12 protein-coding genes are annotated in these 12,489 nt (G+C 68.1%); 6 read left to right on the top strand and 6 right to left on the bottom strand.

Annotated elements, in window-relative coordinates; translation table 11 throughout:
- Positions 1 to 56: 56 nt before the first annotated feature.
- The 4 genes from ABT009_RS25540 to ABT009_RS25525 form a co-directional block, all read right to left on the bottom strand.
- On the bottom strand, positions 57 to 494 hold the full coding sequence (locus ABT009_RS25540) for a nuclear transport factor 2 family protein (protein WP_351299286.1): 438 nt from the start codon (positions 492 to 494) through the stop codon (positions 57 to 59).
- A gap of 498 nt (positions 495 to 992) precedes the next feature.
- Positions 993 to 1,838, bottom strand: coding sequence for an SDR family NAD(P)-dependent oxidoreductase (locus ABT009_RS25535; RefSeq protein ID WP_351299283.1), 846 nt, complete (start codon positions 1,836 to 1,838; stop codon positions 993 to 995).
- A 210-nt stretch (positions 1,839 to 2,048) separates the two neighbouring features.
- Positions 2,049 to 2,576: a flavin reductase family protein gene (locus ABT009_RS25530; protein WP_351299280.1), complete on the bottom strand. Its 528-nt coding sequence runs from the start codon at positions 2,574 to 2,576 to the stop codon at positions 2,049 to 2,051.
- Positions 2,573 to 2,905, bottom strand: a complete 333-nt coding sequence (locus tag ABT009_RS25525) for a hypothetical protein (protein WP_351299278.1) — start codon at positions 2,903 to 2,905, stop codon at positions 2,573 to 2,575. Before ABT009_RS25525 ends, ABT009_RS25530 begins: the two co-directional genes overlap by 4 nt.
- A 580-nt stretch (positions 2,906 to 3,485) precedes the next feature.
- Here ABT009_RS25525 and ABT009_RS25520 point away from each other — a divergent pair.
- The 6 genes from ABT009_RS25520 (at position 3,486) to ABT009_RS25495 (ending at position 9,822) form a co-directional block, all read left to right on the top strand.
- The gene (locus tag ABT009_RS25520) at positions 3,486 to 5,057 is read left to right on the top strand and encodes a class I adenylate-forming enzyme family protein (RefSeq protein WP_351299275.1); all 1,572 of its coding nucleotides are present in this window, start codon (positions 3,486 to 3,488) and stop codon (positions 5,055 to 5,057) included.
- A 289-nt stretch (positions 5,058 to 5,346) separates the two neighbouring features.
- The gene (locus tag ABT009_RS25515) at positions 5,347 to 6,267 is read left to right on the top strand and encodes a TIGR03619 family F420-dependent LLM class oxidoreductase (RefSeq protein ID WP_351299273.1); all 921 of its coding nucleotides are present in this window, start codon (positions 5,347 to 5,349) and stop codon (positions 6,265 to 6,267) included.
- Positions 6,264 to 6,713: a nuclear transport factor 2 family protein gene (locus tag ABT009_RS25510; RefSeq protein WP_351299270.1), complete on the top strand. Its 450-nt coding sequence runs from the start codon at positions 6,264 to 6,266 to the stop codon at positions 6,711 to 6,713. Before ABT009_RS25515 ends, ABT009_RS25510 begins: the two co-directional genes overlap by 4 nt.
- 40 nt (positions 6,714 to 6,753) lie before the next feature.
- On the top strand, positions 6,754 to 7,527 hold the full coding sequence (locus ABT009_RS25505; RefSeq protein ID WP_351299267.1) for an SDR family NAD(P)-dependent oxidoreductase: 774 nt from the start codon (positions 6,754 to 6,756) through the stop codon (positions 7,525 to 7,527).
- Between the two features lie 274 nt (positions 7,528 to 7,801).
- A complete protein-coding gene (locus ABT009_RS25500; protein ID WP_351299264.1) occupies positions 7,802 to 8,710 on the top strand; it encodes an alpha/beta fold hydrolase in 909 nt (302 codons plus the stop codon).
- Positions 8,711 to 8,775: 65 nt separating this feature from the next.
- Positions 8,776 to 9,822, top strand: a complete 1,047-nt coding sequence (locus tag ABT009_RS25495) for a phosphotransferase (RefSeq protein WP_351299262.1) — start codon at positions 8,776 to 8,778, stop codon at positions 9,820 to 9,822.
- Between the two features lie 664 nt (positions 9,823 to 10,486).
- On the opposite strand, the gene ABT009_RS25490 is transcribed toward ABT009_RS25495, so the two are convergent.
- Positions 10,487 to 11,461, bottom strand: coding sequence for an ABC transporter ATP-binding protein (locus tag ABT009_RS25490; RefSeq protein ID WP_351299259.1), 975 nt, complete (start codon positions 11,459 to 11,461; stop codon positions 10,487 to 10,489).
- Positions 11,451 to 12,464, bottom strand: coding sequence for an ABC transporter ATP-binding protein (locus tag ABT009_RS25485; RefSeq protein ID WP_351299256.1), 1,014 nt, complete (start codon positions 12,462 to 12,464; stop codon positions 11,451 to 11,453). The genes ABT009_RS25490 and ABT009_RS25485 overlap by 11 nt, the downstream gene beginning before the upstream one ends.
- Positions 12,465 to 12,489: the final 25 nt, after the last annotated feature.

The following is a 12,489-nucleotide window of genomic DNA, read 5'->3' as shown; positions in this document are numbered from 1 at the left end:
GTGGGCGAGCGTTCGCGGACCGGACAGGAGGAATGGGGGCGCGGAGCGTGCGCGCCTCAGAGCGACGGCGGCGTCACACTGCCACCGAAGGCGACGACCAACGGGATGGGGTCGTAGTACTCCTGGAAGTGGACGATCTTGCCGTCCCGGATGGTGAAGCAGGTGACGTACTCGTTCTTGTACTCGACCGGCTGCACCATCGTCATATCGCTCTTGTAGAAGGCGACAACCCGGCCGGGGTCGGAGTGCAGGGTCTCGACGCGGATGTCGTAGAGGCCCTCGGTGACGATGGACTCAGGCAGCGGAGCGAGGAACTCCATGACGGCCTCCACGCCGTCGATACGGCGCGGAAACCCCTCCGGCGCCCACCGCATCTCGAAGACCACGTCGGGCGCGAGCAGTTCGCGCTTGATGTCGAAGTCCCAGTCGTTGATCGCCTGGAGATACCGTTTGGCAATCGCCGTGTTCGTCTGCCGCAGTGTGTCTTGTTCCACAGGGTGCCCTCACTGAGTCTGGTTCGATCCGCCCCAGGGAATCTGAGCGGCTTTCATGGGCAGCGCTCGGGTTTGACGTCGCTACCCCGCTGCCAGGCGCTCCGACTTGACCGAGGCACCCACGCAGGGATGCGGTCCCAAAGAAGGCGCCGGTTCGGCGAGACACTGCTGCAGTGCGCGGTGTCATGAGCGCCGTCCAGACGCCGGTGGCCCGGCACGTCCGGGACTGGTCACTCGGCGGCTCGCAATGCACAGCACGTACTGACGGCGGTGGGTCCGGGATGTATCAAATGCCGTCTAGCCGTGCGCGGATCGTATCGAGGGGCACGCGTTCCTGATCGTCGGCAGACGGCGCCCACGGGACTGGACGAGCCTGACACCTGCAGCATCCACGGCATCGGTCATCGGCGGCGCAGGTATGCCGACAGAGGGCCGCGCACACGATCGCTCAGCACCTTTACTTCGCGGATGTCCTGAGACGGTCCACGCGGCACGGTCTCACGCCCGGCCAGCCACCAGTCCCGACGCCCGCGCCTCGGCGACCATTGGCGAGTGCTCGGTGAAGCCACCGTCGACCCTGATGACCTGGCCAGTGATGTAGCGGGCCGCGTCGGAGGCGAGGAAGGCCACCACGTTGGCGACGTCTTCTGGTTGGCCAACGTACGGTGTGTCGCAGTGGCGGGTGTACTGCGCAATCAGTTCCTCGCCGATCTTCAGTCCGGGGGAGCTGAGGATCAGCCCCGGGGCGACGGCGTTGCAGCGGATCCCTTGCTTGCCGTACTGGGCGGAGACCGCCCGGACGAGCTGATTGATGCCCGCTTTGGCGACCCCGTAGACGGTCAGGTTGAGCTCTCCCATCTCGCCGGAGATGGAGGAGGTGCAGGTGATGCTCCCCCCGCCGGTTTCAAGCATCACGGGGATCGCGTGCTTGCAACCGAGCATCACGTCGAGGAGCACTGTTTCGAGCTGAGCGTGCCAGTTCTCGACCGTCATATCGGTGATCTGCGGGTCTCCCGGGTCCCATTGGCGCGACAGATCGGCCGCGTTGTTGTGCAGGATGTCGAGTCGGCCGAAGTGCTTCACGGCCGTAGCCACCATCCGCTGAACGTGTTCTTCGATGCGGACGTCGGCCTCGACGGCGACCGCGACGGCCCCTTTGGACCTGATCGCCTCGGCGCGCTCCTCGGCGAGAGCACCATTGATGTCCGCCAGCACGACGGCGGCGCCGAGACGAGCGAGCGTGCTGGAGGTGGCTGCTCCCTGTCCGACGCGGTACGGGTCATCGTCGCCGTGGTAGGAGGCGGCGCCGGTGACAATGGCGACTTTGCCGTCAAGGTCGATCATCAAAACTCCTTGTGGTGAGAAGGCTGGAGCCGGTGGGCAACGGCTCGTCGGGCCGGTGATGAGTACCGTCCCGCTTCGCCTCGACGTCCAAGCGATGGATGGCATTGATGAAGTGGCACAGCAGGTCGGCGCTGGCAGGGTGGGGTGCCGTCGTGTCGTCGATGTTCGTGCGTCCTGCGTCATCCCATCCAGGAGCCGACAGGAACAGACTTACTGCCCCGGCATCCGGCCTGCGAGTTCGTCGTCCAGTCGTCCCATCCGGCCCCGGAAGTAGGCGAGCGGGGATCCTTCGCGAGCGCGAGCCCGGTCGACCTCTGCGAGGAAGACGGAATGAGTGCCGCCGCTCACTTCCTGCACCACCTGGCATTCGAGGATGGCGAGGGACCCATCCAACAGCGGCGGCCCGCCAGGATCCCCCGAGAAGGGCACGCCGGCGAACTTGTCGCCGCCCTTGCGGGCGAACCGCTCAGCTGTGGCGACCTGCTTCTCGCTGAGGATGTTCACGGCGAAGCGACGCGAGACAGTGATCGCCTGTGCGGTCAGAGACTGCCGATTCATACAGACCACGAGCATCGGAGGTTCGAGCGACAGTGCACTGACTGCGCTGACGGTCGTACCGCACGGTCTGCCGTCATGACGCGCGGAGACGACCGTGATGCCGCTTGCGAAGTGCCCAATGACATACCGGAAATCATCGGGAGACGGCTGCTGTCGGGTCACCACCGACGGCGGTGTCATCGCGGGCTTGCCTGCTGCGACTCGAGGTGAGCGCGAAGCGACGGGCCGGCCGCGAGCCATCCCCTGGCCCGGGCATATTCGATCATCGCATCGAAGCCGGCCAGCCACACGGGATCAGCGGCGCGTTCTCCACTGAGCCGCCGCAGGGCCTCAACCAGCAGGCAGGCGTGCCCATCAGCGTCGAGTGTCCCCACGCCTGCAAGCGCCTGTGCCAAGCGTCCCGCGTCGCCGTCATCGTTCAGGACTACGACTTTGAGGGACCGGAAGTCATCCGCTTCCAGGAGCGCAGTGGATGCGGCTGGTGATCGGAGATCAACCTGGACGTACATGATGTGACGTTCTCCCTGATCGAAGGTCGCCCGGCGCCTGAGAACGGCATGCCCGGTGTCCCGCAAGCACCGACAGGCGCTAGCAGTTCGTTGCAGGAACCTGAATCGAAGTCAGGTTGATTGAAGGACGTACCCCGTGATGCAGTCAATAGGTGTGCCGAACAAGAGGGCACGTTGACTGCAACCCAACAGCAGGGCTACCTTCCCCGGAACATGAAGTTAGTTCGCTTCATCTTCGGGGTTCACGTAGCGTCAGGTCTCAACGAAGAGAGTGGGTGACAGTGGTCGGCTGGCTGGCCTTCGGCGTCTGCCTCGCGTTCCACTCCCCGCACATCCAGAACCTGACTTGGGCGTCCCCAGGGCGCCGGGGCCAACGGTGCGAGCGGCCCGCTCCCGCACGTCAGCGGTGTGCTCGCGGTCGACCTGCACGGCCTGGCAACGGACCGCGGCGGCGCGCGGGCCGCAAGCGCGGAGCCGGCCATCGCGGGGGCCGGTACTCCGACGTGATCGAGGCGACGGGCGGGGTGCGCCCGAGCGACGAGATGCCACGTACGACCGTGGGAGTGGAGACGGAAAACCGATGAGCAACCACGCCGCATCCGAGACGACCCTCGCGAAGACCCTGGACCACCACCGGCGGGAGCGACCGCACCACAGCGCCGTCACGACACCGACGGGCACGCGCACCTACGCCGCACTCGCGGACGACGTCGCCCGCATCGCAGGCAGGCTGAAGCAGGAGCACGCCGGTCCCGGATCCCGGATCGCGGTAGTGGCCAAAAACGGGCTGCCGTACGTGCAGCTCGTATATGCCGCCTCCTGGGCGGGAGTGCCGCTCGTGTGCGTGAACTGGCGTCTGGAACCGGAGGAGAGCCAGGCCATCCTCTCAGACAGCGCACCGGCCCTGGTGTTCGCGGAGCGCGAGTTCGCCCATCTGGTCGGCCGCCACCGACGCGTCGTCTGGCTCGACGGCTCCGAACACGACCCGGCGGACTTCGGGGCCTGGTACGCCACGGGTGACCCGAACACACCCCTCGACCCGGCACAGGGCCCGGAGTCAGTGGCCCTGCTGCTCTACACCACCGGCACCACAGGCGCGCCGAAGGGCGTCCAGTTGATCGAACGGAACTTCCGCCACACGTGCGAGCAGGCCACGAGGGCCTGGCGCATGCATTCCGAGATGACGTTCCTGGCCTGCCTGCCCATGTTCCACGTCAGTGGCATGAGCTCGGTCATGTGCTCGGTGCACATGGGTGGCGAACTCGTCGTGCCAGCCGGCACCTCTGTCGCCGACCTGGGCACGGCCGTCGAAGAGCGTGGTGTCACCCACACCGTCCTGGTACCGACCGTATTGACCCGGCTGGTGGCCGAGCAGGCGGCTCAGACCTACGACCTCAGCTCCCTCGAGGTGGTCATCTACGGCTCAGCACCGTCCGGCAACTCACTCATCGACAGGGCCATGGAAATGCTGCCGCACACCGGGTTCTCGCAAGGATACGGACTCACCGAGACCTGTGCCGGCGTCGCCATCGCGCCCCTCTACGCCTACGGGGACGTCGACCGGCATCCCGGCTCGGTCGGCACGGTCCTGGACACCTGCGAGTGCCGCATCGTCGACCCACTGACAGGCGAGGATGTCGCGTCAGGCGCCGACGGCGAGATCTGGCTGCGCACGCCCCAACTGATGGCCGGCTACCTGAACAAGCCGGAGGAGACGGCTGCGGCAATCTCGCCCGACGGGTGGTTCCGTACCGGGGACATCGGCTGCCTCGACGAGGAGGGGTTCCTCTACATCCGGGACCGACTCAAGGACATGATCATCTCGGGAGGAGAGAACATCTACTCGGTCGAGGTCGAGAACGCCATCGCGGCTCATCCGGCCGTCCTTGAGGCGGCGGTCGTCGGCGTACCTGACCCGGCATGGGGCGAGACGGTCAAGGCCGTCGTCGCGTTGCGCCAGGGACAGTCACTCAACGACGCAGCGCTGCAGGCGTGGCTCAACGGACGTCTCGCCCGCTACAAGAGACCACGGATCATCGAATTCGTCGACGAACTACCGAAAACGGGCAGCGGCAAAATCCTCAAGAGTGCACTCAGAAGCCATCCGCATGCCCCTCATGGGCGTGGTGGTGTGGTCGAACAAGGCTCCTGATCAAGCGACCGCGTGGCTCCACGAACGGCGACCCGAGTGGAGCCCGCTCCCCGACGAAGCCCCAACAGGGGCCCTGCTGGCGCCAGTCCCTGCCGACCACCCCGGCGTCATCCCGCACCCCGCGCACCGGATCCAGCGTCACAGGGTCCTCAGCGGACCATCCACAAGTATTACAGCGTCGCTTGACGAAGTTCAGATAGTCGCTGAACAGCCAGGTCAGCTAGCTGCGGGACTTTTGGCCCCTACAGGACCGGTGACCTCCCGTGGGGAGAATGTATATATTATTTTTATGACCGTGAACAGCTCGGCTCGGCTGGCGCTCACCCTGCCCGTCGCGGGTCAGGTCTATGGCAGTCGGCTCGACGGCATGCTTGACGCCATACGGCACGCGGAGGATGTAGGCGTGGATACGGTCGTGGCTGCGGACCACGTCGTGATGGGGAACCGGCTCGACCGCTATCCGTGGGGTACGTTCGCCTTTGCCGAGGGCGCGCCCTGGTATGAGCCGCTGACCGTTCTCACGTCCATCGCGGCGGTCACGAGCCGGCTGCGGCTGGCCACCGGCATCCTGATTGCCGGGTTGCGCCCGCCCGCGCTGCTGGCCAAGACGGCGGCCACGCTCGACGTCCTGTCCCGCGGGCGGCTTGAGCTCGGAGTGGGCACCGGATGGCAGCGCGAAGAGTACGACGCGTCGGGGTACGACTTCGGCGCGCGGGCACAGCGTCTCGATGACACGATCGGTGCCTGCCGGGCACTGTGGGCGGGCGGGCCTGCCGACTTCGCATCGGAGACGGTGACCTTCTCCCAGGTACGGTGCGACCCGCAGCCGGTGCAGGACGGAGGTCCCGGCATCCTGTTCGCGGGTCCGCTGACCAAGCGGAACCTGCGCCGGATCCGCACACTCGGCAACGGCTGGATCCCGATCATGGGTGAGTCGGGCGACGGCGTTCGCAAGGGCATCGCGTTGCTGCGCAAGCAGTTCGCAGGCGCCGGTCGGGACCCGGAGACGCTCCGAGTGCGTGTGCCGCTGCGTACCAGGAAGGACGCTTCCGGCGCCTCGTCGGTGGAGGCGACGTTGGAACAGGCCGCCGAACTCGCGGAGTACGGCGTGACCGAGGTCAGCGTCGTACTCGCCGCTTTCGCCAAGGAACCCGAGGACGTCGGCCCATTCCTCGAACGCCTGGGCAAAGCTTGGGGGAAGGCCCGATGAGCGGGATCGCCATCGAGGAACGGCTCGCGGTGCGGGAGCTGGTGGACTCCTACGCGGCCGCGGCCGACCGCAGAGACCATGAGATGTTCGGGCGGCTGTGGACGCCCGACGCCGTGCTCCGCGTCAACTGGCCCGGCCGCGACGACGACGTCGTCATCTCCACGCCCGAGGAGTTCGCCGCGGTCATCGACCGGCTGCGCACGTACGAGCGGACGATGCACCTGGTGGCCAACCAGCTGTGCGCTCCCAGTGAGACGGGAGAGGTCGTCGCCGATGTGTACTGCGAAGCTCATCACCTCAGCGTGACGGCCGATCGGATCAACGACTGGGTGCTCCACATCAGGTATGCCGACCGGTACCGACGCTGCGGCGATGGATGGCGCTTCGTCTACCGGAGGGTGAACGTGATGTGGACCGAGAAGCGCACGGTCAGGGCGGCGCCGTAGCCGGGCGGGCGGACATCATTCGAAGAGATCGGGAGGCGACGTGCGGAACGAGTTCGCCGGCAAGTCAGCACTGGTTACCGGCGGGGCAGGCGGATTTGGGCGTGGGTGCGCACTGGAGCTGGCTCGTGGCGGCGCCGCGGTGACGCTGATGGGTCGCACCTCGGCGTCCCTGGAACGCTCGCGCGAGCGGATCCTTGACGCGGTTCCCGATGCGTCGATCGAGCTCTACACGGGAGACGCGACGAAGGCTTCCGACGTCGAGGCGGCACTTGATGCCGCGACAGCCCACGCCGGGGCCATCGACGTGGTGATCGGAACCGTCGGCGGTGGCTCGTACGTCAGCGTCGTCGAACTCGGCCTTGCCGACTTCATGAACGACCTGCTCGTCAACGTCGGCACGGCGATGCTCGCAGTCAGCCTTGCGACTCCGAGGATGGCCCCGGGCGGCAGCTTCGTGTTCATCTCCTCGACCGCGGCGCAGCTGAGCTTCCCGCGGCTGTCCGCCTACTGCGCGGGCAAGGCCGCACTTGATCATTTCGTCCGGGTCGCAGCCGACGAGTTGGGGCCTCGGGGTATCCGCGTGAACACCGTGCGGCCTGGTCTGACGGCCACGGACGGGCTCCAGGCCGCGCTCAGCCGGCCCGGATATGTCGACGGGTTCACACCACTGATTCCCCTGGGCAGGATCGGACAGCCCGAGGACATCGTCCGTACGGTGGCCTTCCTGGCCGGGCCGTCGGCCGCCTGGATCACCGGGCAGAGCATCGCGGTCGACGGCGGAAACGAGCTGCGCGGTGCGCCGCATCCGGCCTGACAGGACAGCGGGCCACGCAGATCCACTGCGTCGGACCGGCGCATGTCATGTGATGGCGACCAGGTTACGGGGCTGCCGCTGCCGTCCACGAAGGGCTCCGGCGAGATCCCGGTGTGCCCGCGTCCCGCGGGCCACTGCTCGTGTCCGCTGTCTACCTGGCCTCACAGCCAGGTACGTCGGCCGCACCCGGCCCAGGGACCTCCAGCGAGGTCACGCTCGAGACGAGGTTTCGCATCGGCCGGGGCACCGCGCCGAAGGCGCAAGGAGACGATCAGTGAGAAAGTCAGAAACGACGACGGTGAAAATCCAGAGCGACGACAGGGTCACGCTGGTCGCCGATGCGTACGGCAGCCAGAGCGATCCGCCGGTCGTGCTGTTGCACGGAGGCGGCCAGACCCGCCACTCCTGGCGCTCGACCGCACGTGACCTCGCCGCCTCGGGATGGTACTCACTCGCCGTGGACCTACGCGGCCACGGCGGAAGCGGGTGGTCACCGGATGGGCGATACGGCCTGGACAAGTTCGCCGGCGACGTTTCCCGGATCGCCGAGTTCCTTGGCCAGGCTCCCGTCCTCGTCGGCGCATCCCTCGGTGGCAACTGCTCACTGGCGGCTCTCGGACACCAGCCGGAGCTCGCCCTCGCCCTGATCCTCGTGGATGTGTCACCGTTTCTCCAGCCCAAGGGAACTGGTCGGATCAGCGAGTTCATGAGGAGCGGGTCGGACGGATTCGCCTCCCTGGAGGAGGCCGCCGACGCGGTGGCGGCATACCTCCCACACCGGCCACGGCCTCGGAGCGTCGAGGGGCTGCGCAAGAACCTCCGCGAAGTGAACGGCCGGTTCTTCTGGCACTGGGATCCAGCCTTCCTTCGCACCCCCTCCGACCAGGCCGTCCAGCGCGACGCGCTGATCGACCCCGCACGACTCGGCGCGGCGGCGATGTCCCTGCGCGTGCCGACGCTCCTGGTGCGCGGCGGAGAGTCCGATGTGCTCACCATGTCCGACGCCAAGCGATTCCTCGAACTCGTGCCCCACGCGGAGTTCACCGACGTCAAGGGGGCCCACCATATGGTCGCCGGAGATGACAACGCCGTGTTCGGCCGTGTCCTCGGCGAGTTCCTCGAACGCCGCGTCAGATCCCGTCTGCACCTGTTCGAGCAAGCTGCCCAGGAGGGCGTCGAGTGAACGCCGTGCACGTCCCCGCGGGCCTCAAGTCCGCTCCATCCGGCCGACGATACGAAGGAGAGCTCATGCGGTGGCGCCCCGTACCCCTGAACGTCGAGGAACTGCTCAGCCCCGAGTGGCTCACCGGCTCACTGGCCAAGCGGTTCCCCGGCACCGAGGTGGCAAAGGTCGAAGCCGGTCCGGTGACAAGCCGAGTGACGACGAACGTCCGCTTCACCATCGAGTGCGCCGGCGACCGGCCCGGCGGGCTGCCCACAGCACTCTGCGCCAAGGGCTACTTCGCCGAGGAGTCCCTCCCTCTGGCCACCCTCGGCGCGACCGAGGCCGCCTTCTACCGGGACCTCGCCGCGGCGACGGGAGTCCGGACGCTCGCCCCGGTCTACGCGGAGGTCGACGCGCAGACCGGGCGCCCCATCCTGATCACTGAGGATGTGATCGCCTCCGGTCACCGCTTCATCGACGCCACCTGCCCGTACACGCCCGACCAGGCCGCCCAGAGCCTGGCCGAGCTCGCCCGGCTGCACGCCTTCGCATGGGAGAAGCCCGAGTACATCGAGTTGCCCTGGCTGCAGCCGCAGCTGCCGCGCTACCTCGACTACCGTAGTGAGCAGGACATCCGCGACAACTTCGAAAGCCCACTCGGCGCGCGGGTACCGGCCGAGGTCGCCGATCCGGCCCGGCTGATCGCGGCATTCCACGTGCTCGCCGCCCGCGCTGCCGGCCCCGCGCGGACCGTCATCCACGGCGACCCCCACATCGGCAACCTCATCATCGACGGTGCCGGCCGGCCGTCGCTCGTCGACTGGCAGTGCACGCAGGCGGGCGACTGGGCGCTCGACGTCGGCTACCACATCGCGTCCACGCTCGCCGTCGACGACCGCGAGCAGCATGGGGACGACCTGCTCGCGCATTACCTCGACGAGCTGCGGGCGCACGGGATCGACGCACGCGGCCTGGACACCGCCCGCCGGGAGATCCGCAGGGGCATGGTCTACGGGTTCTTCATGTGGTCGATCACTCTTCGCGTCGACCCATCCTTGATCGAAATCCTGCTTCATCGTCTCGGCACGGCCGTCGCGGCGACCGACGGATTCGCGGCCCTCGGAGTATGAGCGCTGAACCGCGCCTGTACCGTGCCGGGCGCACGACTCCCGCAGCCGGGCGAAGAATGCCCGGCTGGGTGGGGTGAAGCGGACAGGCTCGAGGATGAACGCCGCGGGTATCCCGGCGCCAGGGGCGCGGACGGCTGGTCATTAGGTCATTACCGCGGTCGGCGACGAGCTTCTCGATGGCCAGGGTGTCGATGTAGGGGAAGTTGAGGGTGCGGGCGGCGGGCTGGGGGCTCCGCGGGCTGGATGCCTTCTGGGGAGATGATCCTCGGTGGTGGAAGTGGACCGGGGCCGTAGGTGGTGCTGAGCCGGTGGCTTGAGGCGCTGGCGCGGGTGGCGATGATCTCGACAGCGACGGGCAAGGCGGTCTCCTCCGGGGCGTTCGCGCCGATGTTCAGCCCCCTCGGGGAGTGCGGCCAACAGCTCCGCGCCGTCGGCCGCGGCGGCCGGCGTCTCGGCCAAACCACGGCGAGCGGCTCACCGACCCAGCGCACCTCGTTGGAGAGCAGCTTCAGCTCCGGCAAGGGTGACGGGGTGCCGACTGGCCGGGCAGCTGGCGCCCGGCTCGGGCAGCCTGCGGATCCACGGGATCGGCCGCATCGACCTGTCCAGGTCGGTGGCGGTGAGCACTCGGACCAAGCCCGGTCAGCGTAGGAGTACCTTTCCCTCAGCCAAGCGGGAAGTGGCATGCCGCGTACTGCCCGGGGCGGACCTCGCGGATCTGCGGTTCTTCGCCGGCGCAGCGGTCCTGGGCCAGTGGGCAGCGGGTTCGGAACCGGCAGCCTTCGGGGGGCGACAGGGGTGAGGGCACGTCGCCTTCGAGGGCGGGGCCGGCGAAGCCCTTGTCGGGGTCGGTCAGCGGAACCGAGTCGAGCAGGGCCCGGGTGTAGGGGTGGGCAGGGGCGTCGTAGACCTGGACGGAGTCGCCGAATTCGCAGACCTTGCCCAGGTACATGACCATGACGTTGTCGCTGACGCTGCGCACGACGCCGAGGTCGTGGGCGATGAACACGACAGTCAGGTCGTACTGCGCCTTGAGGTCCTCGACGAGGTTGAGGATCTGCGCTTGGACCGACACGTCCAGGGCGGACACGGGTTCGTCGCAGATCAGCAGACGGGGGCCGACGGCAAGGGCGCGGGCGATCGCGACGCGCTGGGCCTGGCCGCCGGAGAGCTGCCGGGGCAGCTTGTCGGCGAACTGCTCGCCGGGCAGCCCCACTTGGGCCAGGACCGCGGTCGATGCGGCGGCCCGCTCTTCCGCCGGGGCTCCGGCCAGGCCCTCGACGACAATGTTCTTCACCGTGCGGCGCGGGTTCAGCGACGCCACTGGATCCTGGAAGATCATCTGCATGTCACGCCTCAGGGTGCGCATGCGGCGCTCGCCAGCCTGCTCGATCCACTCGCCCGCGAACGAGATCCGCCCGGCGGTGACGCGCTCAAGGCGCAGGACCGCCCGCCCGGTCGTGGACTTGCCGCACCCTGATTCGCCGACGATCCCGAGGGTTTCCCCGGGCAGGACGTCGAAGCTGACCTGGGAGACCGCCTGGACGGTGCCCGCCTTGCCGGGGTACTCGACGACTAGGTCATGCACGCTGAGCAGCGCCTTGTCGCCGCGCAGGTGCGCCGTTCCGCTACCAGCCACGGGGACCACCTCCGGCAGGGAGAGCTGATTTTTCGGTTACCGGGTGGGTGCAGGCCACGAAGTGGTCCGGGCCGACCGGCGTCATCCGTGGGCCGGGGTCGCAGCAGTCGCCGGCGGCGTACGCGCAGCGCGCCGCGAACCGGCACCCCTCCGGCGGAGCCGTGGGGTCTGGCAGCGAGCCCGGGATCAGCCGCAGTGGGGCGTGCCGCTTGTGGTCGATCGTCGGCGTAGCTTCCAGCAGCGCCTGGGTGTACCGGTGTTGGGGTGCGTCGAAGACCTGGCGGGTGGACCCGGTCTCGGCCAGCCGGCCGGCGTAGAGCACCGCGACGCGGTCGGTGCGTCCGGCGACGACGGCCAGGTCATGGCTGATCAGCATCAGCGACATGCCCCGCTCCTGCTGCACCCGGCGCAGCAGGTCGAGGATCTGGCGCTGGACAGTCACGTCCAGCGCGGTGGTCGGCTCGTCCGCGATCAGCAGGTCGGGTTCGCACGCCAGGGCGATCGCGATCATCACCCGCTGGCGCATTCCCCCGGACAGCTCGTGCGGGTGGTTCCGCAGCCGCCGCTCCGGGTCGGGCACGCCGACCTCCCGCAGGAGGTCGAGTGCCCGGCCGCGGGCCTCGCTGCGGCCGATTCCCAGCAAGTGGCGCATGCCTTCGGTCAGTTGGCGCTCGACCCGCACCACCGGGTTGAGGGAGCGGCCGGGATCCTGGAACACCATGGCGATCTGCTTGCCCCAGATCTCCGCCTTCTCCTTACGGGAGAGGGAGAGAAGGTCCCGGCCCTGGAAGAGCACCTCCCCCGAGCAGCCCGAGCGCGGCGGCAGCAGACCCATGATCGCTCGAGCCGTCACCGACTTGCCGGATCCGGACTCCCCTACTACTCCCAGCGCTTGTGCGTGATCGACGTCCAGGGACACGTCATCCACCGCGCGTACGACGCCCCGCGGGGTGCCGATGTAGGCGTGCAGATTCCGCACCTGCAGAACGGGCTGAGTACTCATGGTCTGCCGCGTCCTCTCATCCGGC

It is taken from the genome of Streptomyces sp. NPDC002896, from assembly GCF_040295225.1.
GTDB lineage: Bacteria > Actinomycetota > Actinomycetes > Streptomycetales > Streptomycetaceae > Streptomyces.
This window is presented reverse-complemented; position numbering and strand designations above follow the sequence as displayed.

Bases quoted from the DNA above. Each gene is read 5' to 3' on its own strand.
- ABT009_RS25535 (WP_351299283.1), bottom strand. From the start codon at position 1,838: ATGATCGACCTTGACGGCAAAGTCGCCATTGTCACCGGCGCCGCCTCC.
- ABT009_RS25530 (WP_351299280.1), bottom strand. From the start codon at position 2,576: ATGACACCGCCGTCGGTGGTGACCCGACAGCAGCCGTCTCCCGATGAT.
- ABT009_RS25525 (WP_351299278.1), bottom strand. From the start codon at position 2,905: ATGTACGTCCAGGTTGATCTCCGATCACCAGCCGCATCCACTGCGCTC.
- ABT009_RS25520 (WP_351299275.1), top strand. From the start codon at position 3,486: ATGAGCAACCACGCCGCATCCGAGACGACCCTCGCGAAGACCCTGGAC.
- ABT009_RS25515 (WP_351299273.1), top strand. From the start codon at position 5,347: ATGACCGTGAACAGCTCGGCTCGGCTGGCGCTCACCCTGCCCGTCGCG.
- ABT009_RS25510 (WP_351299270.1), top strand. From the start codon at position 6,264: ATGAGCGGGATCGCCATCGAGGAACGGCTCGCGGTGCGGGAGCTGGTG.
- ABT009_RS25495 (WP_351299262.1), top strand. From the start codon at position 8,776: ATGCGGTGGCGCCCCGTACCCCTGAACGTCGAGGAACTGCTCAGCCCC.
- ABT009_RS25485 (WP_351299256.1), bottom strand. From the start codon at position 12,464: ATGAGTACTCAGCCCGTTCTGCAGGTGCGGAATCTGCACGCCTACATC.